Origin of the sequence: Jeotgalicoccus meleagridis (assembly GCF_903994045.1) — a bacterium.
Taxonomy (GTDB): Bacteria; Bacillota; Bacilli; order Staphylococcales; family Salinicoccaceae; genus Jeotgalicoccus; species Jeotgalicoccus meleagridis.
Map to the genome: position 1 here is coordinate 147,001 of NZ_CAJEWD010000003.1, position 20,077 is coordinate 167,077.

The 20,077-nt window shown below is 36.3% G+C and carries 21 protein-coding genes; 12 read left to right on the forward strand and 9 right to left on the reverse strand.

The window, feature by feature from the left end; genetic code table 11:
• Positions 1 to 2: 2 nt before the first annotated feature.
• On the forward strand, positions 3 to 1,364 hold the full coding sequence (locus JEOSCH030_RS00865; RefSeq protein ID WP_185124741.1) for an aldehyde dehydrogenase: 1,362 nt from the start codon (positions 3 to 5) through the stop codon (positions 1,362 to 1,364).
• A 36-nt stretch (positions 1,365 to 1,400) separates the two neighbouring features.
• The gene (locus tag JEOSCH030_RS00870; protein ID WP_185124742.1) at positions 1,401 to 2,063 is read left to right on the forward strand and encodes an NAD(P)-binding oxidoreductase; all 663 of its coding nucleotides are present in this window, start codon (positions 1,401 to 1,403) and stop codon (positions 2,061 to 2,063) included.
• Between the two features lie 160 nt (positions 2,064 to 2,223).
• Here the strand turns inward: JEOSCH030_RS00870 and JEOSCH030_RS00875 are convergent, their stop codons facing one another.
• The 5 genes from JEOSCH030_RS00875 to JEOSCH030_RS00895 all read right to left on the reverse strand — a co-directional run bounded on the left by JEOSCH030_RS00875 (position 2,224) and on the right by JEOSCH030_RS00895 (position 7,578).
• Positions 2,224 to 3,630, reverse strand: coding sequence for a YfcC family protein (locus tag JEOSCH030_RS00875; protein WP_235962182.1), 1,407 nt, complete (start codon positions 3,628 to 3,630; stop codon positions 2,224 to 2,226).
• 114 nt (positions 3,631 to 3,744) lie between these two features.
• A complete protein-coding gene (locus JEOSCH030_RS00880) occupies positions 3,745 to 4,422 on the reverse strand; it encodes an ABC transporter ATP-binding protein (RefSeq protein ID WP_185124743.1) in 678 nt (225 codons plus the stop codon).
• A 1-nt stretch (position 4,423) separates the two neighbouring features.
• Positions 4,424 to 5,452, reverse strand: a complete 1,029-nt coding sequence (locus JEOSCH030_RS00885) for an ABC transporter permease (RefSeq protein ID WP_185124744.1) — start codon at positions 5,450 to 5,452, stop codon at positions 4,424 to 4,426.
• Between the two features lie 78 nt (positions 5,453 to 5,530).
• On the reverse strand, positions 5,531 to 6,907 hold the full coding sequence (locus JEOSCH030_RS00890; protein ID WP_185124745.1) for a sensor histidine kinase: 1,377 nt from the start codon (positions 6,905 to 6,907) through the stop codon (positions 5,531 to 5,533).
• Positions 6,904 to 7,578, reverse strand: coding sequence for a response regulator transcription factor (locus JEOSCH030_RS00895; RefSeq protein ID WP_185124746.1), 675 nt, complete (start codon positions 7,576 to 7,578; stop codon positions 6,904 to 6,906). Before JEOSCH030_RS00895 ends, JEOSCH030_RS00890 begins: the two co-directional genes overlap by 4 nt.
• A 131-nt stretch (positions 7,579 to 7,709) precedes the next feature.
• Here JEOSCH030_RS00895 and JEOSCH030_RS00900 point away from each other — a divergent pair, with 131 nt between their 5' ends.
• Both JEOSCH030_RS00900 and JEOSCH030_RS00905 read left to right on the forward strand, forming a co-directional pair.
• The gene (locus JEOSCH030_RS00900) at positions 7,710 to 9,044 is read left to right on the forward strand and encodes a PepSY-associated TM helix domain-containing protein (RefSeq protein ID WP_185124747.1); all 1,335 of its coding nucleotides are present in this window, start codon (positions 7,710 to 7,712) and stop codon (positions 9,042 to 9,044) included.
• Positions 9,045 to 9,053: 9 nt separating this feature from the next.
• On the forward strand, positions 9,054 to 9,515 hold the full coding sequence (locus JEOSCH030_RS00905; RefSeq protein ID WP_185124748.1) for a FixH family protein: 462 nt from the start codon (positions 9,054 to 9,056) through the stop codon (positions 9,513 to 9,515).
• A gap of 33 nt (positions 9,516 to 9,548) precedes the next feature.
• Here the strand turns inward: JEOSCH030_RS00905 and JEOSCH030_RS00910 are convergent, their stop codons facing one another.
• Positions 9,549 to 10,691, reverse strand: coding sequence for a globin domain-containing protein (locus JEOSCH030_RS00910; RefSeq protein WP_185124749.1), 1,143 nt, complete (start codon positions 10,689 to 10,691; stop codon positions 9,549 to 9,551).
• Positions 10,692 to 10,992: 301 nt separating this feature from the next.
• On the opposite strand from JEOSCH030_RS00910, the gene JEOSCH030_RS00915 reads away from it, so the two are divergent.
• Positions 10,993 to 11,907 (forward strand): LysR family transcriptional regulator, encoded by a 915-nt coding sequence (locus JEOSCH030_RS00915; protein WP_185124750.1) that lies wholly within the window; start codon positions 10,993 to 10,995, stop codon positions 11,905 to 11,907.
• A gap of 51 nt (positions 11,908 to 11,958) precedes the next feature.
• Positions 11,959 to 12,234, forward strand: a complete 276-nt coding sequence (locus JEOSCH030_RS00920) for a GNAT family N-acetyltransferase (protein ID WP_185124751.1) — start codon at positions 11,959 to 11,961, stop codon at positions 12,232 to 12,234.
• Between the two features lie 58 nt (positions 12,235 to 12,292).
• Here the strand turns inward: JEOSCH030_RS00920 and JEOSCH030_RS00925 are convergent, their stop codons facing one another.
• Positions 12,293 to 13,165 (reverse strand): cation diffusion facilitator family transporter, encoded by an 873-nt coding sequence (locus JEOSCH030_RS00925; protein ID WP_185124752.1) that lies wholly within the window; start codon positions 13,163 to 13,165, stop codon positions 12,293 to 12,295.
• 296 nt (positions 13,166 to 13,461) lie between these two features.
• Between JEOSCH030_RS00925 and JEOSCH030_RS00930 the strand changes: the two genes are divergently transcribed.
• The 4 genes from JEOSCH030_RS00930 (at position 13,462) to JEOSCH030_RS00945 (ending at position 17,330) form a co-directional block, all read left to right on the forward strand.
• Positions 13,462 to 14,265 (forward strand): ABC transporter ATP-binding protein, encoded by an 804-nt coding sequence (locus tag JEOSCH030_RS00930; protein ID WP_185124753.1) that lies wholly within the window; start codon positions 13,462 to 13,464, stop codon positions 14,263 to 14,265.
• Positions 14,258 to 15,313 carry a FecCD family ABC transporter permease gene (locus JEOSCH030_RS00935; RefSeq protein ID WP_185124754.1) on the forward strand — a complete coding sequence of 352 codons (1,056 nt, stop codon included), beginning with the start codon at positions 14,258 to 14,260 and terminating at the stop codon, positions 15,311 to 15,313. Before JEOSCH030_RS00930 ends, JEOSCH030_RS00935 begins: the two co-directional genes overlap by 8 nt.
• Positions 15,310 to 16,341 carry a FecCD family ABC transporter permease gene (locus JEOSCH030_RS00940; RefSeq protein WP_185124755.1) on the forward strand — a complete coding sequence of 344 codons (1,032 nt, stop codon included), beginning with the start codon at positions 15,310 to 15,312 and terminating at the stop codon, positions 16,339 to 16,341. The genes JEOSCH030_RS00935 and JEOSCH030_RS00940 overlap by 4 nt, the downstream gene beginning before the upstream one ends.
• Positions 16,342 to 16,424: 83 nt before the next feature.
• On the forward strand, positions 16,425 to 17,330 hold the full coding sequence (locus tag JEOSCH030_RS00945) for an iron-hydroxamate ABC transporter substrate-binding protein (RefSeq protein ID WP_185124756.1): 906 nt from the start codon (positions 16,425 to 16,427) through the stop codon (positions 17,328 to 17,330).
• A 26-nt stretch (positions 17,331 to 17,356) separates the two neighbouring features.
• On the opposite strand, the gene JEOSCH030_RS00950 is transcribed toward JEOSCH030_RS00945, so the two are convergent.
• Entirely contained in the window at positions 17,357 to 17,701 is a 345-nt protein-coding gene (locus JEOSCH030_RS00950; RefSeq protein WP_185124757.1) for a zinc ribbon domain-containing protein YjdM, read from the reverse strand.
• A gap of 107 nt (positions 17,702 to 17,808) precedes the next feature.
• Between JEOSCH030_RS00950 and JEOSCH030_RS00955 the strand changes: the two genes are divergently transcribed.
• On the forward strand, positions 17,809 to 18,381 hold the full coding sequence (locus JEOSCH030_RS00955; RefSeq protein ID WP_185124758.1) for a thymidine kinase: 573 nt from the start codon (positions 17,809 to 17,811) through the stop codon (positions 18,379 to 18,381).
• Positions 18,382 to 18,441: 60 nt separating this feature from the next.
• Here the strand turns inward: JEOSCH030_RS00955 and JEOSCH030_RS00960 are convergent, their stop codons facing one another.
• Entirely contained in the window at positions 18,442 to 19,248 is an 807-nt protein-coding gene (locus JEOSCH030_RS00960) for a hypothetical protein (RefSeq protein WP_185124759.1), read from the reverse strand.
• Between the two features lie 128 nt (positions 19,249 to 19,376).
• Here JEOSCH030_RS00960 and JEOSCH030_RS00965 point away from each other — a divergent pair, with 128 nt between their 5' ends.
• Positions 19,377 to 20,051, forward strand: a complete 675-nt coding sequence (locus JEOSCH030_RS00965) for a phosphatase PAP2 family protein (protein WP_185124760.1) — start codon at positions 19,377 to 19,379, stop codon at positions 20,049 to 20,051.
• The last annotated feature ends 26 nt before the right edge of the window (positions 20,052 to 20,077 follow it).

A 20,077-nucleotide genomic window follows, 5' to 3' on the forward strand; every position in this document is an offset into this window, starting at 1 on the left:
CGATGTCTGTCAGATTAGTCGTTGAAAATCAAAGATCATATTTCCAAAAAGACTATACAAGACCAATAAACTTTCGAATTAGACAATTACGCAAATTGAAAAATAGCTTGAAACATAACGAGAAAATTATTCTTGATGCACTTTATAAAGATCTAGGAAAGTCTAAAATGGAAGCTTACATGACAGAGCTTAGTGTGGTTTACCAAGAACTTAACGAAGCAATTAAGCATTTGAAAACTTGGGCTGCACCTAAAAAAGTAAAATCAGGACTCATGACCATGCCAGCTAAAAGTTATATTTACCAGGAACCATATGGGGTGACTTTAATTTTGTCTCCTTGGAACTATCCCATTAACTTAACAATTACACCTCTAATTGGTGCCATTGCTGCTGGAAATTGTGTTGTCGTTAAGCCTTCAGAAACTAGTCCGCATTGTTCAGCCATATTAGAAAAGATATTAAATTACACTTTTGTTGAAGAATATGTTCACTGCTTACCAAGTCAAACACCTCATGATGAGGTTAATTATCAAAACTATGATTACATCTTCTTTACAGGCTCCACCAATGTAGGCAAGGAGATTATGAGTATTGCGAGCTCTAATTTAACACCAGTTACTCTAGAACTTGGCGGTAAAAGTCCTGCCATAGTTGATGAGACAGCAAACTTAGAAATAGCAGCCCGACGCTTAGTTTGGGCTAAGTATATCAATGCCGGTCAAACTTGTGTTGCACCCGATCATATTCTAGTTCATGAATCAGTAAAATCACAGTTGGTTGAAAAACTAAAAGATGAGATAAAACTTAACTATAGTCATGCTGAAAATAAAGATGATTATCCTAAGATTATTAACGACAAACATTTTGAGCGTCTTTCTAAATTACTTGATGAACCAGGATTATTTGGAGGAGAAATCAATAAAGCAGCTCGTAAGATTGCACCTGCTTTACTCGTCGATTCCGACTTTTCTTCACCAGCTATGGATGAAGAAATCTTCGGTCCTGTCCTTCCTATAATTTCATATCAATCCTTAGACGATCTCATTGTAAAACAAAGACAGCTCGCTAAACCATTGGCTACCTATATCTTCACAGAAAATCAAGCAACAGCAAATTATTTATTAGAGAAGCTGTCGTTTGGTGGAGGATGTATCAATGATTGTTTGATGCACTTAACTTCTAGCTCTCTACCATTTGGTGGCGTGGGTGCTAGCGGTATGGGCAACTACCATGGTAAAGCATCTTTCAACACTTTCAGTCATAGTAAAAGCATCTTAAAAAATACTAGTAAGATAGACATACCCATCCGTTACCTACCTTTTAACCAAGCAAAATTGAAGATATTAAAGCGCATCTTTAGTTAAGATAGATATATAAACTAAAAAGGAGTTGGATAAGAGATGAGTATATTAGTTATTGGTGCCAACGGTGGCGTGGGACGTCATCTTGTGAATCAATTACAAGAAGCTGGCCAAAAATTTACAGCTGGTGTAAGAAAAGAAGAACAAGTTAAAGACCTAGAAAACAGAGGTATCGACACTCTCCTTATTGATGTTGCAAACGACTCAATTGATGAACTTAGTGACAAACTAAAAGGCTTTGAGCAAGTTGTATTTTCTGTCGGTTCCGGTGGTAGTACTGGCGCAGATCAGACGATTATCGTCGATTTAGATGGCGCAGTTAAAACAATCGATGCAAGTGAGAATGCTGGAGTTAATCACTTTGTTATGGTTTCAACCTTTGACTCAAGAAGAGAAGCTTTCGACACACCAGATGCTCAAAAAATTAAGCCGTATACTATTGCCAAACACCACGCCGATGAACATCTAAAACGCTCCTCACTCACCTATTCCATCGTTCACCCTGGTCGACTTACAAACGAGCCAGGCACTAAACAAGTAGAACTTGGTTTATACTTCGATAAAATTGGAGATGTGCCACGCGAAGATATAGCGAGTGTTATATATGAACTTCTAGATAATGAGGATCATCGTGGTAAAGAAGTACAAGTCATTTCTGGAAATGAAGATATTAAATCTGCCCTTAAAAATTTTAAAGCTTAAAAAAGAAAGGACTCGCATAGAATGCGAGTCCTTTCTATATAGCTACGATGATTAAGTCTATTCGACACCTTTTTTCATATGTTTAATAGACTTTTCAGCCGAGAAATAAATACTATATCAATCTGATTAAAGTTATTACACAAGATTGTGATTTTGCTGGCTATGACCAACCAATTGATTGAGCAACGATTAAGGCCACGAGTGAAATACCCATCAATATTAAAAAGAGCGGTAGGAAAAACTTAATCCACTTATGCCACTCTACACCGGCAATCGCTAATGCTGCCATAAAATAACCACTGGTCGGATATAAAATATGTGCAAAGCCATCACCTAATTGGAAAGCAAGCACTGCTGTTTGTCTGGTCACTCCAAGCATATCTGACAATGGTGCCATAATCGGCATGGTCACCAAGGCTTGGCCTGAACCTGATGGAATAATGAAGTTAATAATTAACTGCACAAAATACATACCTGCCGCTGCAAAGACTGGTGGTAAGCCACCAACAACTGAGCCAAGGCCGTTAACAATAGTGTCCATCACTTGACCATCTTCTAAAATTACAGCAATTGAACGGGCTAAACCAACTATGATCGCACCCATCAAGACATCTCTAAATCCTTTAGTAAATGCCTCACTAATCGTTGTTAGGTTCATCCCTGCTACAAGTCCAACAGTAATTCCCATGATGATAAAGAGCCCAGCCATCTCAATCATAAACCAACCTTGAGTCGTAACACCCCAAATTAAAACAAGGAAGAACAACACAATTACAACTGCGCCTGCTAACTGACGTCCATTCGCTTTTAATGGTTCATGATCAGCAATTGAGCTATAAGTCTCACGCTTTTCACTGTCTTCTTCATAAACTAAACTTGCTTCTGGATTCTGCTGCACTTTTTTGGCATATCTCATAACGAATAGACTCGCTACGATTAAAACAATTACAAACAGAACTAATCTAAATCCTAAACCTGAGAAAGTAGGAATTTCAGATATGGTCTGTGCTAAACCAGTATTAACTGGATTTAAAACGCCCACTGTATAACCGACCACTGTGCCACATAAGGCAATAGCTGCAGCCGTCATAGAGTCATAGCCGAGCGCAATAATCAGTGGAATAATTACTGGTATGTATACTAAAGATAATTCTGCTGTACCAATTAAGGTTGCAATAGATGCAAAAACCGTAACTAAAACTGGAATAATTAAAATACTTCTTTTAGAAAATTTTCTGGCTAGTTTATCCACTGCGATTTCGATAATTCCACTTTCACGTAGCACCATAAACATTCCACCAATAATTAAGGTGAAGAAAACAACCTCTCCAGCATCAATTAAACCTCTTGGAATAGCTGTCACAAAGTCAATTAGACTCGTTGGTGTCGCTTCAGTATATCTAAATGATTCAGGGTCTACCGCTGTTCGTCCACCTTCTATTTCTACTCGGTCAAATTCACCCGCTGGAATTAGATATGTAGATATTGCTGCAACAAGGCCAAATAAAAACAAAATTACATAGATGTGTGGCATTTTAAATTTACTCTTGCCTGTTTCTTTTTGCATGGGCTACCTCCAAAAATTTATATAAGTAACAGTCTATATTAATTTGATAAACACCGCTAGGCAAAATAAAAATCCAAGTGATTTAAATAATCACTTGGATCTATAAACAAATACTTATTCCACTGCCGTAATCTGACCATCTTTCATCTCTACTCGGCTGTCAGCATACTCTAACATATCCATATCGTGAGTCACCATCAATACTGTAATGCCTAATTTGGCGCTTAAACTTTTAATTAATTCCATAACCTCTTTAGAGCGTTTTGAATCAAGGCTTGCAGTTGGCTCATCGGCAAATAATATTTCTGGATCATGAATAATTGCTCTCGCAATCGCTGCTCTTTGTTTTTCACCACCTGATAAACTTTCTGGATAGCTATCTTTATGGTTCGACAAATCAACCGCTTCAAGCACTTTATCAATTTTTCTATCTTTTTTATCTAACTTAACATTTGCTGTGTCCAACATTAATTCCAATTGTTCTTTCACAGTTAGGAAAGGAACTAAGTGTGCTTGTTGGAAGACAAAGCCAAATTTTTCAGCTCTAATGTTGCGAATTTTTCCATCGCTTTCTTTAGAAATATCTTGTCCATTAAACTTAATGATACCATCAGATTTTTTTTGTAAGCATGCTGCAATTGTCAGAAGGGTTGATTTACCTGAGCCTGATGGTCCAGTTAGTGCTGTAAGTTCGCCTTCTTTTAATTTTAAATCAACTGATTTTAATATCTTTTCGACATTTCGGCCATTTTTAAATTCTTTATCAATATCGATTAATTCAAAGACACTCATCTTACATTCCTCCTTGATTAATAGCTTGCATTGGTTCTGCTTTTCTAATTTGTAGTCCTGATAAGGTTGCACCTAAGAATCCAATAATAATAAATGCAATTGCAGAGAAGGTAATTGTTTCTGTTGGTAAGAAGAAAGGCATGCCTTCTGGTGCGAATTGATTAATTAAAAGTCCTGCTACAATTGCCGGGATCAAGGAAACGATAGTAATTAACAACATCTGCGACCACATCATCACGAATAGTGATGATTGTTTAACACCAATCGCTTTTAAGATTCCAAACGTGCTCATCTTTTGAACATTAATCATGTAGAAGAAAATAGCGAATAACAATGCACTAATCACGTACAGAAAGATAATAATCATATTTAAAGACATCTGTTCTGCACTATAGCTTGGAATAGTATTTAAGAAATCACTATTGTTATAAGATTTGAGACTCTCTCCAAGGTCAACTTCATCATCTATAAATCCGATTTGGAAAGTATCTGCTCTAAACATTTCACCGTAATCTTCTTTATTGATAAAACCGACTTCTGTATGACTAAATTTTTGTTGTTCTACAAAACCTGCGATAGTCAGTGGTTCTTCCATCAAGGAGTTTGACACTTCATCTCCAACTTCAAAGCCTTCCCCTTCAAAAGAACTGTCTAAGACAATTTCACCTTTATCAACTTCAGGGAAGTAGTCTCCACCTTCTGAAGTAACGTAAGCTGTACTAAATTTTTTATCGTCATCATCAAGTAATTCTCCCATTTGAATTGAGAAGAATGTTTCCTGACCTGACGCATTTTTAATCTCATCTTCTTGCTCTGTTGTTAAGCTTGAAAAACTGTAGTTATCTTCCGCTTCTTCATCCATATAAAATGTGCCGTCCGGCATATGTTTTATCAGTGATGCGTTATCATCCGATAAGCCATTTGCTAAACCAGAAATGCTGAGTGTCAGCATACTGATTAAGAATACGATAAAACCTAATATTAAATAACGTAGTTTAAATTTTTTCATTTCTTTCCATGCCATCTTCATGAGAAAATCCTCCTGGTTCTTTGTTAATTCATACTTTACAGCGGTAATATGAACTCAATGTGAACAAGGAGGATTAATTTAATTTATTGGTATGCGGACTGTAAATGTTGTGTCGTGTCCTTTACTTCTAACCTTTATAGAACCATCATGCATGTCTACAATTTTTCTAACGATTGACAAGCCTAGACCAGAACCACCAACTTTATTAGTTCTAGCACTATCTATTCTGTAAAAACGATCAAAAATTTTATCAATATGACGCTCATCAATGCCTTGACCTGTATTACTTATAATCACGATAACATGAGTCCCATAATCGATCATCTCAACGTCAATCGTTCCAGCATCTTCATTGTATTTAACAGCGTTAGACAATAAATTATCCCAAACGGTGTTCAAGAGCACTTTATCTGCTGTAATATCGACATCGACCAAGAGGTGAGACAGCATCAATCCTTTTTCATTAATTTGCCATTCGTATACCTTCATGGCCCTAGACAGCTGTTCTTTTAAATTATAAGTCTCTCTACGCATCAAGTAATCTTCATGATCAATAGATGATAGGACTAGGAGCTGCTTAGTCATCGTTGATAGTCTTTCAATTTCGAAATCGATCGTTTCTGTATATTCTTGTTTTTCATTGTCATTTAAATCTTTTCTTAAAAGACTGTTGTAACCTTTGATACTAGATAAGGGAGACTGAATGTCATGTGAAATATTAGAGATAAAGTCCTTCTGGATTTTATCGTTATACTCTAACTGTTTTGCCATATTTTTAAAGTTAAAGGCAAGATCTCCGATTTCATCTCTTCTACTAATATCTAAGTTGTTTACATCATAATCTCTGCTTGCTAACTGTTTTGTTGCTATGGATAACTTAGTCACAGGTTTGATTAAATATTTGGTACTCACTAAGACTAAAATCATACTTAAAACAATGGTTAAGACAAACAGTATACCGAAGAGTAAATGCATCTCATTAAACAAGAGTTCAATATCTGGTCTCATAAATAAAGCATAAATCGACTCACCAATCGTCACAGGCACTCCGACTGTATTCTTTAGTTCATCTGCAAAAAAACCAGTGACAAAGATATCTGAATCAAAATTTGACATTCCTTGATATTGCTCACCATCAAGCACTTGATTAATAGATGACGCTTCTAAATTTTTTTCTCTAAAATCGTCTCCAAAAAATTGTCCTTCTCCATCAGGGGAAACAAAGTATATTTGATGACCAGCCTTAGCAACCGAATTTAAGTAGGCTGCAGGGTCAGTTTCTGGATTTGATTCTAAATAACTCGATATTTCCTCGGCAATTCCCATATTTTTATCATTATTTTCATCTTTTAAATTGAGTTGATAAAAACCATTGGAAATAAAGAAAGCAGCTAAAAAGCTAAAGATCATTATGGCAAGTGTTGCAAATAAGAATTTAGTATATAGAGTTCTCATGATTTACGCTCCAAAAAGTAGCCCACACCACGTACTGTCTTAATTTCAAAATCATCAGTCGCATTTTTAAAACGGCTACGGAGTCGCTTGATATGGACATCAACTGTCCGATCATCTCCTTCGTAATCTGCTCCCCAAATGCGTTCTATTAGAGCATCTCTTGAAAACACTTGTCCCGAATGTTCAGCTAAATGATAAAATAACTCGAATTCTTTTAAAGGTAGCATGTAGACTTTGCCACCGATTTCCACTGAATAGTTATGAGCATTGATAACCACTCTACCAACTTTTATTTGTTCACTATCTTCTTTTTTATACCTTCTTAATAATGCATCGATTCTAAACAGTAATTCTCTAGGTTCAAATGGTTTTACTAAATAATCATCAGTACCTAATTGATAAGCCTCTGCCTTATCATCGATATGACTTTTAGCAGTCAGTATAATAATTGGAATATCGTAATCTCTTTTTAAGGCTTCTGTTAGTTGCAAACCGTCCATGTATGGCATCATGACATCAACGACCGCTAAATCACAAGGCGTCTCTTTCATTTTTTCAAGCGCCCTTCGACCATCTTCAGCCGTAATGACTTGATAACCAGCTTCGTTTAAGTTTAAAGAAACAAATTTAACAATGTTAGGGTCATCATCGACAACTAGTATTTTATCCACGAACTTCCTGCCCCCTTAGTTAACTTTCATTTATTGTAACATTAAATATTCATAAATTTTCTATCTAACATCTACCCAAATACTGATAAAACCTTCATACTTATAGCTAGACATTTTAAGGAGCAGTGACTATGAAGAAAAAAGCATACCCCATAGTTTGGCGATGGCATTTATTTGCTGGAATCATCATCGCACCGTTTCTCATATTTTTAGCAGTAACTGGTGCACTCTATTTATTTAAAGCAGACATAGAAGAATACATATATAAAGACTATTATTATGTCGAAGATGGTGGAGATAAACTTCCCGCTTCTGACCTTGCTTTTACCGCAGAAGGATATGCCGGTGGTGGTGATGTTGTTCGCTATCGACCAGGAGAAGATGCGAACCGTTCAGTTGAAGTCGGCATTAGTCAAGAAGATGGTACTTCCCTAACCGTCTTTATCAATCCATATAACAGACAAGTTCTCGGTATGATTGATGATGATAAAAGACCCATGGCAATTTTAGAATTGCTACATGGAGAGTTAAAGATGGGGACATTTGGTGACCGCATTGTTGAATTAGTTGCCTGTTGGACGATAATTATGATCATCTCAGGACTTTTCTTATGGTACCCAAGGGCTAAAGAAAAAATTAAAGGTGTCTTCACCTTAAGATTGAAAAAACCAGGGCGTCTAAGAAGAAGAGATTTACACGCTGTGCCAGCTTTTTGGTTATCCGGCGGCTTACTATTCTTTTTATTCTCTGGTTTATTGTGGACAGGATTTTGGGGGAATGGCGTACAAAGTCTAGTCACAGCATCTGGTGCGGGTTACCCACCGTCCATCTGGGTCGGTCCAGCACCTGAGTCAGATACTTTAACAGAAGATATAGCAGATGTTTCATGGGTAGCAGAAAAATTACCTGTCCAAAACTCTGATGCGGATTCAGGCTTTAAACAAGTATCAATTGATGATGTTCTAGAAACTATCAATACACTCGACGTCGACCCTAATTACGATGTGTTTTATCCTTCATCTAAAGAAGGGGTCTTTACCTTATCGGTATTCCCAGATCAAGCGAGTAATGAAGCAACTATACACATCGATCAGTATACTGCTGACGTGATCGCAGATTACCGTTATGACAATTATGGAATACTAGGTAAAGTGATGGCAACAATGATTACTATACATAAGGGACATGAGTTTGGATTACTAAACCAAGCACTCGGCCTACTCATCTGTCTCGGTCTGATTTTTATGGTTATCACTGGATTTTATTTATGGTGGAAGAGAAAACCACAAAATAATAGCGGAGCACCTAAGGCTGTGAGCATCTTGGAATACAAGCGTATTCTAATTGTACTCATTATTTTAGGACTCATCTTCCCCTTAGTTGGTATCTCTCTACTTGTCGTTTTCCTACTAGATCGTTTTATTTTAAGACGCTTTGAAACACTACGGAAATGGCTTAATTATTAAGGAGGACATATGTATAAACACTTACTTATAATCATGTGCGTCCTATTTTTAGCCGGATGTAATCTTGTCGACCAAAATACACATGATAAATATCAAAAGGATCCTGAAACTAAAATTGTCATTGATACTTCTAGCATTACAGAAGCGGGTAAAACGAGTGAGGTAAATCTTCATGTACTAGAAGATGGTAAAGAAATTACAGACGCAGATGTCACTTTATATCTCAGACCTGCTAAGGAAGCTGAAGTTTGGAATGAAGAGTACGAAGTCACTCAGAATGGTAACCATTACACGGCAAATCTGGATATTCCTGAGGATGGGCTTTATTTAATATCTACTCATATCGAGACATCACATACTAATGCTTCACCAACTAAGTTTTTCACAGTTGGAGAGCTAGATATGTTTGAAGAAGTCTTTTTGCAAGAATTTAAAAACGAAGAACATGGCTCAGGAGCTGGGCATCATTAAAAAAACCCTACAATTTCTTGTAGGGTTTTCCTCTTACATTGGAATACTTAATCTTGGAACGAATAGCTCGTAGTGAATATTTTCAGTAGCAACGCCAGCTTTTTCTAATTCCTTAGCAACTGACTGAATAAATGTTGGACCACCACAAACGTATATTTCTTGGTTATCTTTTAGATACTCTTCTAGTTGTTCTTTGAAGATATAACCATCTTCATCACGTAAGTGTGTGCTTAATTCTGCTTGATTTTCTGCGGCAATATTTTTTAGTTTTTCTTCAAAAGCAATGTTGTTTTTATCATCTGCTACTTGTAAGAAGTGTGCATCAGCACCGGATTTTGCTGCAGTTGTATACATAGAGAATAACGGCGTTACACCGATACCTGAACCAATGAATAACTGAGCTTTTTCAATATTCTCAACGCTAAATGTACCAACTGGAGCTGATAGATTAATAGTTGAACCTTCTTCAATCTGTTCGTGTAGGTAAGTTGATACTTCTCCACGATTACCATCACGTTCTTCTTTTCTAACTGCGAAAGTTAATTTGTCATCTTCAACACTAACAATTGAATAGTGACGTTTTGCTCTATAAGGAAGTTCTGGTACTTGTACATCTACAGTGATGTATTGACCTGGAACATAATCGATCTTAGAAACTTCATCTGATTTAACAGTGAATGTTTTAATAATATCTGTTTCTTGATGTGTGTCGACAACTTCAAATGGTTTGAAACCGTCCCATGCCATATTTGCATAAATGTCTTTTTCGATTCCGATAAAGGCATCTGCAATTTCACCGTAAGCTTTTTCCCAAGCTTTGATTACAGGATCATCCATTGACAGTCCTGTAAGTTCTGCAATTGTTGCAAGTAGATTTTCTCCAACGATTGGATAGTGTTCAGGTTTAACTTGAAGTGCACAGTGTTTGTGAGCAACTGGCATAACTACAGGTACAATTGGACTTAAGTCTTCAATGTGCTGAGCTGCTGCAAGTACTGCCATTGCTAGAGCTGTTGATTGAAGCCCTTGCTTGTGGTTTGGTTGGTTAAACATATCTCTTAATTCAGGATTATTCGAAAACATTCTATTGTAGAAATTAGTCGTAATATCTACACCTTTATCTTGCAATAAAGGAATTGTGCTATGAATCGTTTCAATTTCTTCTTTACTTAACATATCCCCACTCCTAATGAATTATTAATCTATTTAAATTCTAGTTTATATCTACCCTATTTTGAACTATTTCAGCCCACTATTGTTATTTTTTTCACATAATTATGGAAATTATTTGACATTTTTCATAGTGTGTTGAAAAAAGAAACAAATAGGAGTAGTATTCACATTTTTGAACTTTATGTGTCCAAAAAGTGTTTTTTATAATAGCTCATTTTTTCTTGTTTAAATACTTGCTGGTCTGTATGATATAGGCTAACTCTGACTAATATAATTGACTAAAAGATTCTTATAGGAGGTCTATATGAGCATCACACAATTAAAGTATCTTGTTGCAGTTGTCAAAGCTGGTTCCATCAATGAAGCTGCTAAGTCACTTTACATTTCACAGCCCACTTTATCTAAAGCAATCAAAGAACTTGAAAAGGAAATGGGCATTACGATTTTAATGAGAACTTCAACAGGTATTACTTTATCGACTGATGGAGCAGAATTTCTCAGTTATGCGCGACAAATAATTGAAACTGTTGAACTTTTAGAAAACAAATACCTCGACCGTCCTTATCAGGAACAATTATTAAGTGTTTCTACCCAACACTATTCTTTTTCAGTAGATGCTATGGTTAAACTGATAGAGCATCACGGTGGCGATAAATATCAATTCTCCTTAAGAGAAACGCGTACATATGAAATCATAGAGGACGTTAAAAACTTAAAAAGTGAAATTGGTGTAATGTACATGAATAACTTTAACGAAAAAATCCTCAATCAATTGTTAAAGGAAAGCCAATTAAACTTTGAACCATTGTTTACAGCACAGCCACATATTTTTATCAGTAAAACTAATCCCTTAGCACAAAAAAGTATTGTTAGCTTAGAAGACTTAAAACCTTATCCTAGATTGTCCTTTGATCAAGGGGATAACAATTCCTTTTTCTTTTCAGAAGAAATACTGAGCACTTTGGAAAGCCCTAAAAATATTTTAGTTTCTGACCGTGCGACTATCTTTAACTGTATGATTGGTTTAAACGGTTATACTATTTCTAGCGGAATACTGAGTGAGGAACTTAATGGGACTGATATTATACCGGTGAAATTAGATGTGGATGATAAGATTACAATTGGTACAGTGACCAACAAAAAGGCGATACTGAGTCGTGTTGCACTGCTATATTTAGATGAACTTAAGAATACGATCGAGTCCTATCACATTGTTTAGACTAATTTATCTTTTTTCGGGTATAGTCTAAGTAAAAGCGGAGGGATATACATGGATATTAAACATAGTGACAATTTATTTTACTTTGGAGATTCTAATGATCCTGATGGAAAACTAACTTATGTCGTTGATGAAGATGTCTACACTATTGATAGTGTCGTCGTTAATCCCGACTTAAGAGGACAAGGTCTTGGAGATGTTCTACTTGACCATGCAGCTGACTATGCAAGAGAAAATAATATTAAGCTTATTGGTAAATGCCCTTTTGTTGCTAAAAGATTCAAACAACATCCTGATAAATATAGCGATGTAATTTATCAACAATAAATAATTAAGCTGCCATCTTGAAGTTTATCGCTCAAGATGGCAGCTTTTTATATTATTACTATTTATTTTGTAAATAAGGCTCAGGGTGTACATATAAGGACATGATGCCTTTATTATGCATGTGCTGTTCAACCTGATCACATATCTTATGCGCCTCAGTAATTGTAATGGTCGGATCAACTATGATGGTGACATCCAAGAAAATGCTACTGCCGTGGTAGCGTCCTTTTATAGAAATGACGTCAATAACGCCTTCCACTTCTAGTATATCTTCTTTATGACCCACTAAATCCTGTTCTCGATAACCGTCACTGAGAGCAAAAATAGATTCTTTAAAAATCTTAATACCAGTATACATAATTACCAAACCTAATATCGACGCGATAATGACGTCAGCGATAGGTAGACCAAACTGAGTTAGTATCAGCCCGATTGCTGTCCCAATACTGATCATTCCATCTGATAAATTATCCATAGCTGCAGACTTTAGCGAGACACTTTTTGTTTTTTCACTCAAGCGAGAATTTATAAAATAGACACCAATCATAACAAGTCCAGAGAAAATACTCACATAGATGACAATGGGATGTGGACTGTCTTTGGCAGGCTCGAAAATTTGAGGGACATTTTCAATCAAAACTTGAAGTCCAACTGCCATAATAATAAATGAAACAACTAAGGAAGATATATTTTCTGATTTGAGATGTCCATAGGGATGATTATCATCAGGTGGTTTAATAGAAATTTTTAATCCGATGAGAACTGCTAGAGAAGCTAATATATCAGTCATATTATTTATGGCATCAGCACGTACTGCTGCTGAATCATATACAAATCCGAAATAATATTTCAATAAAGACAGGGATATATAAGAAAAAATACTTAGGTAAGCACCTCTCTGTGCTAATTTCAGTTTGTTTAAGTCCCTCAAAATAACAGCCCCTTTTCTTCATTGAAGCCTTATTATCCCTTGTTTCTTTAAAGTAATCAATGCAAAATACTCATTTAAGCAAACTTTCTATAATATGAAATATTTTTTTAGATTGTCCTAATATTTTTATTAGAAAAGCCTATTTGATAATAATATAAGTTTAGTAATACATCGTATTTTAAGTTAGTAAATAGATGACTCCAAAAGCGCATCTTTCATTGACATATGTGCGTTTTTGTCATAAGATTTCATAGTGATAATGATTCTCAATGAGTCATTAATAAGGAGTGACAACGATGAATGCACTTGAAGTTAATAACATTAAAGTTGGTTACAATAACCATCTAGTTATAGATGATTTCACAGTTAGTATACCGAAGAATAAAATCACTACAATTATTGGTCCTAATGGTTGTGGAAAGTCTACCTTAATAAAAACTGTATCTAGAATTTTAAAAGCAAACCAAGGAACAATTATGTTAGATGGTAAAGCGATTAATACTATGGATACTAGAGAAATTGCTAAGAAAATGGCGATTTTACCTCAAACAGCGGAGTCCCCTGGTGGTTTATCAGTTTTTGAACTAGTATCTTACGGCAGATTTCCTTATAGAAAAGCACTAGGGTCTTTAAGTAAAGAAGACTATGAATATATCCATTGGGCAATTGATGTCACTGGCTTAAATGATTTCATAGACCGACAAATCAGCGATATGTCTGGTGGTCAAAGACAAAGGGTTTGGATTGCTATGGCTTTAGCTCAAGGTACCGACACTCTAGTTCTTGATGAGCCAACTACATATTTAGACCTAGCACACCAGCTAGAAATTTTACTCTTGTTAAAAAGACTAAACGAAAAAGAGAATCGAACCATCGTTATGGTTCTACATGATTTAAATTTAGCCTCGAGATTTTCAGATTACATGATAGCAATGAAGGGCGGTAAATTAATCACAAAAGGAAGCCCTGATGAAGTCATGACAACAGATAACTTAAGAAGGCTTTTTAATATAGAAGCTGATTTTCAAATTTGTCCTCACAGTGGTCATCCTATCTTTACTTCCTATCACTTAAGTGAGCAGGATAAAGATCATGACTAAAACCAACACTGTGGTAGAAAGCAAAAAACAAGTTAAGGCTGTCAAAAAAACAGCTAAGCCATTGCGCGCAACAGCCATTATCATCTTAGGTATTATCTTTTTATGCTGTTCCTTTGTCGCATCAATCTCCTTGGGTGCTGCTGATATTAATTTCGACACCATCTGGGACGCTTTTTTTAATTTTGATGAGACTGTGACTCAACATCAGATTATTTGGGAATTACGATTCCCAAGAATTATAGGTGCAGCAATAGTTGGTGCTGCTTTTAGTGTTGCTGGTGCACTGATGCAAGGGATGACGAGAAACCCTTTGGCGGATTCAGGTTTACTTGGCTTAAATGCCGGTGCGGTAATGATGCTAGCTATTAGCTTTAGCTTCTTACCTGGCTTACCGTTTGTCTACACTGTGCTTCTTTCTTTCTTCGGTGCAGCACTAGGTGCAACGATTGTGTATGGAATAGGTTCTATGAGTAAAAATGGACTCACACCAATCCGACTAGTCTTAGCAGGTGCCGCTGTAACGGCGTTATTAACTGCCTTAAGTGAAGGTATTGCTTTATATTTTGACGTTGGTCAAGACATGGCCTTTTGGTATGCTGGCGGTGTTTCTAGCACGCGTTGGGAACATTTAATTGTTATAACGCCTATCGTTATAATTATGATTCTCATTGCAATGAGACTAGCGGGCTCCATTACAATTTTAAGCCTAGGTGAAGAAGTTGCAGTAAGTTTAGGAGAGCGAACAAATCGTACTAAATTAATCAGTGCGATCGTCGTTGTCATTCTTGCTGGACTCGCCGTGTCAGTTGTCGGAGCAGTGAGCTTCGTAGGATTAATTGTCCCGCATCTCACTCGTAAAATTGTCGGTTATGATTATCGTTTCATTATACCCGTCAGTGCAGTCATTGGCGCAATGCTAGTTGTCGTTGCCGATTTATTAGCAAGAACCTTAAACGCGCCTTTTGAGATTCCTATTGGCGCTCTGATTTCTCTTATCGGTGTGCCCTTCTTTCTTTATCTAGCTCGTAAGGGAGGGCAAGAACTATGACAAACTTTAAACCCATAAGTAGCACTAAGAAAAAGAACAAAGCAGTTGTTACTGCCATAATTTTATTAGTTTTACTTATTATTATATTTTTACTTAGTCTTAATACCGGCCTAATTAAGATAGACCCACTAACGGTAATCAATACCTTTTTAGGTAATGGTAGTGAACAAGATGAATTACTACTCTTAGAATTTAGACTACCTAGAATAGTCATTGCTGTGTTGATTGGTATGGGCTTAGCCGTTTCAGGTACAGTTTTACAAGGTGTTGTCAAAAACCCTTTAGCAGATCCCGGTATTATCGGTATAAACGCTGGTGCTGGTTTGGCTGTAATGATTTTTGTCATCTATTTTTCGACAGAGCTCGGTAATTCTGTCTTTATCATGCCAATCGTCGCATTCATCGGTGCTGGCCTAACCGCAGTAGTTATCTATGTATTTTCTTATAAAAAAGATGAGGGTGTATCCCCCATTCGACTCATACTAGTCGGGGTGGCTGTTGCTGCTGGTATCAGTGCTCTGATGATCGTCTTGACCTTAAGAATCGACCCTGAAAGCTATTCGTTTGTAGCAACGTGGTTAGCTGGATCGATATGGGGAACAAGTTGGAACTTTGTACTCGCCCTTCTACCCTGGTTAGTAATACTAATTCCTTTTGTTTATTTCAAATCTAGAGTTTTAGATGTTATGAACTTAGGAGATGCAACTGCTGTTAGTCTAGGTATGAACTTAGAAAGAGAAAGACGATGGCTTCTCGCAGCTGCAGTCGCCTTAGCAGCTGCAAGCGTGTCCGTCTCAGGTGCTATAGGATTCGTTGGCTTAATCGCACCACACATGACTCGGCGCTTAGTTGGGGAGACACATAAGTATGTTATCCCGATAGCCGCCTTAATCGGCGCAGTACTCGTCCTCACTGCAGACACTTTAGGACGCCTTATTTTACAACCTGCTGAAATTCCAACAGGTGTAGTTGTTGCAATTATCGGTGCACCATATTTCTTATATCTTCTAGCTAAATTAAATGACTAAAGTAACACTAGTCCGACTACAAGGTCGGACTAGCTAATAAATATCAATTGAGAATGATTTTCAATATCAAAGGAGAATGTCACATGAAAACAAAATTTACTATTTTATTATCGTTTATCCTACTATTCCTTACTGCTTGTAATTCAAATGAAGCTACACCGGATGATAAAAATGAATCAGCTGAAACTGTTACATATGAATCGGAAAATGGTCCGATCGAAATCCCCAAACATCCTAAGCGAATCGTTGCCTTAAGTTATGCCCCAAATATTCATTCTTTAGGTGTTGATATGGTTGGAGTCGATAAATGGTCTAAAGAAAATCCTTTGTTCAGTGAAGCTTTAGCTGATGTAGAGACCGTTTCTGAGGAAGATATAGAGAGTGTTTTAGCACTAGAACCTGATTTAATTATTGCTGGGACACACATGAAGAATTTAGAAGAACTTGAAAAGATTGCACCTACTGTTGCCTTCACTTGGGGTAAGCTCGACTATTTAGAACAGCAAATTGAAATCGGAAAAATAGTTGGAAAGGAAGATGAAGCAAAAGAATGGGCTGCTGATTTTGAGAAAAAGGCAGCTAAAGTAGGCGAACAAGTCAAAGAGAAACACGGAGAAGATCTATCTGTAACTATGTATGAAACAAATGGTAAGAACTTCTATCTCTTCGGGGAAGCTTGGGGACGTGGAACTGAAATCATTTACCAGGCAATGAATTTAACTATGCCAGAAAATGTGCAAAAAGAAGTTTCTGAACAGGGTTATGCAGAAATATCACAAGAAGTCATCCCAGACTATGCTGGTGACTTTATGATACTCAGCCGTTATGAAGATACTGATTTATCATTTATGAAAGATGATGTCTGGAAATCAATTCCTGCCGTTCAAAATAAGCAAGTGATTGAAATAGATACTGCCGCTTCAAGCTACAGTGATCCAACCACTTTAGATTATCTCTTAGATATATTCCAAGAAGAATTGACCAAATAAATATAAGAGCAGGCATTTGCCTGCTCTTATATTTTCTTCACAAACTCTGATTTAAGATTCATCTGGCCGATTCCTGGTATTTTACAATCAAGATCGTGACCATCTTCAGGATCTATTAAACGAATGTTTTTCACTTTCGTTCCTTGCTTAATCACATTCGATGAACCTTTAATTTTTAAGTCTTTTATAATAGTTACAGTATCCCCATCACTAAGAACATTTCCAACAGCATCTTTTACATCCTCTTCTATGTTCTCTTCTTCCTCTTCCCTTGTCCACTCATGATGACACATTGGGCAAACTAATAAATTTCCATCTTCGTATGTATACTCCGAACCACAAGATGGACATGCTGGTAATGTATTTTCCATGCTAATCCTCCAAAATGACTTAATATCTATAAGATAACACATCCTCTGTAAATTCCTAGTCGGTTCATGTTAAAATGATGTTTGACATTAAGAGAATGGGGATTTTTATGGCAAAACTTTACTATCGTTATGGCACAATGCAGAGCAATAAAAGTAATCAAATTATCACAACACATTATCAGTACACAACCCAAGGAAAACGTTGTCTGGCTTATACCTCTCCAATCGATTCTAGAAGTGGTCATCATAAAATCAAGTCAAGAGTCGGTCTAGAATTAGATGCTGAGTATGTCACTGATGATATTTTTGAAAAAGTAAAACAAGAACACGAAAAAGAAGCAGTCTATGCAGTTCTAGTGGATGAGGCTCAGTTTTTATCAAAAAAAGACATTCATAACTTAAGTGACATTCCAGACCTACTCGATATTCCAGTGATCGCCTTTGGTTTAAAGACAGATTTTCGCAATGAATTGTTCGAAGGCAGTCGTACCCTTTTAGAACTTGCTGATGCAATCGATGAACTAAAAACTGTATGTCAGTTCTGTAATAAAAAAGCGACTTTAAACCTAAGAATGCAAAATGGAGTGCCTACAAATGTCGGAGAAACCATTCAAATCGGGGATGAAGAATACGTTCCAGTATGTAGAAAATGCTATAAAGAGCGTCTAGATTTAGTATAAATACAAAATCAGCCTACTTTAAAACTAAAGTAGGCTGATTTATTACACATGAAACATTACTTATCTTTTAGTTAATCTTGCACTTTTTATATAGTTAAGTGTAACAAGTTCTCCTTCTTCTAAGTTCGTCGTGACTTCTAAAACACCACCATAATCTACCGAACCAAGAAGGAAACGTGCTCGATTAGAGTCCAGCTGTCGAGATATAACTAAGTCTCCATAGCTATCAGTTGGATCAATTTCTATATCATAGACACCTGCTGGGAAGTCCTCTCCTACAATCCATTGGCCAGGCGTTAACTCTGTAACTTCCGTGGACTCATAAGGAGCAAAATCAACTACTGCACCGCTAGAACTACTATAATCACTCACTTCAACTGTATAGTCATCGTCTAAGAATACAATATGTTTATCCACTGAATCCTCACTGCCGCCGTTGACACTATCTGTATATGTACTAAGGTCATCCGCATTTCTGATAGTTATACCCATATAATCATCAGAAGTCACCTCATATCGACCAGCTTCAATATCCTCACCAACCGTGTAAGTCCCACTATCTAAAGATGTTTCTTCACCTTGATCATAAAGATCTGAATAATCTACTTTGCTAGTTGATTCACTGGTACTAGTATCAACTTGATTGGTAGTTTCTGTTGTATCTTCAGTGGTTTCTGTCTCTTCCGTTGTACTGTCTTCTTCAGTTGATTCCGTACCTTCTGTATCTTCGTTTTCAGTTTCTTTGTTATCAACTTCTTCTCCTGCAATCCAAGCATTTATTTGATCAGCTAAATCATCAAAAGGAGTACTACAAGCGGTAAGAATTATACTCGATAAAAACAAGAGACCAATAAATTTAACCTTCACTCTAACCCTTCTCTCCATGTCTTTTATATATTTTAGTGTAAACATTCTCTTATCCATTAGCAATACGTTATTGAAATAAGATATCTGCTATAATATATACAGCTTAATCGAAAGAGGCATTATCATATATGGCAAAAAACTTCCTTGCTTCATCATTTTTATTTTTATTTATCTATATCTTTATAGCACTCGGCGTCTTTTATAAACTGGACTGGGTCTATAACTTAGATAAGAGCGTAATCAGTTATATCCAATCATTTATTACAGATAGTCGTACTGCTCTTATCATTATTTTGACTGATTTCGCTGGGACTATATCTATCATTATATTAACTGCTTTAACAGTTATTTTTCTTATCTATAAACGAATGTACATTCTTAGCCTCTGGTTTGGCATGACTATTCTGTTAGGCCCAGGGATTTTTGTATATATTATGAAAAAAATCGTAGATAGAGATCGTCCGGGCATTCTAAGACTTGCTCATGTGACATCTCAAAGTTTTCCAAGTGGTCATTCTACTGCTGCAACTGTATTTATAGGCCTTCTTAGCATATTTATTATTCTTACCGTGCATGCTAAGTGGATAAAAATTCTAAGTGGTGTTATTGCTTTCTCACTTATTACTTTCATTATGTTTACAAGAGTGTATTTGGGGGTTCATTTCCCAACCGATGTACTCGCTGGCTTTTCTTTTGGCATAGCTGTTGTTTCTCTATCTATCGCATTATATAAGCTATACTTAGACAAGGTTAAACAAGCACTGTTTAGGAGAAATATAGAGGATCAGAGTCCATCTATATAAAAACTGCATAAAAAAGCCGTACGCTA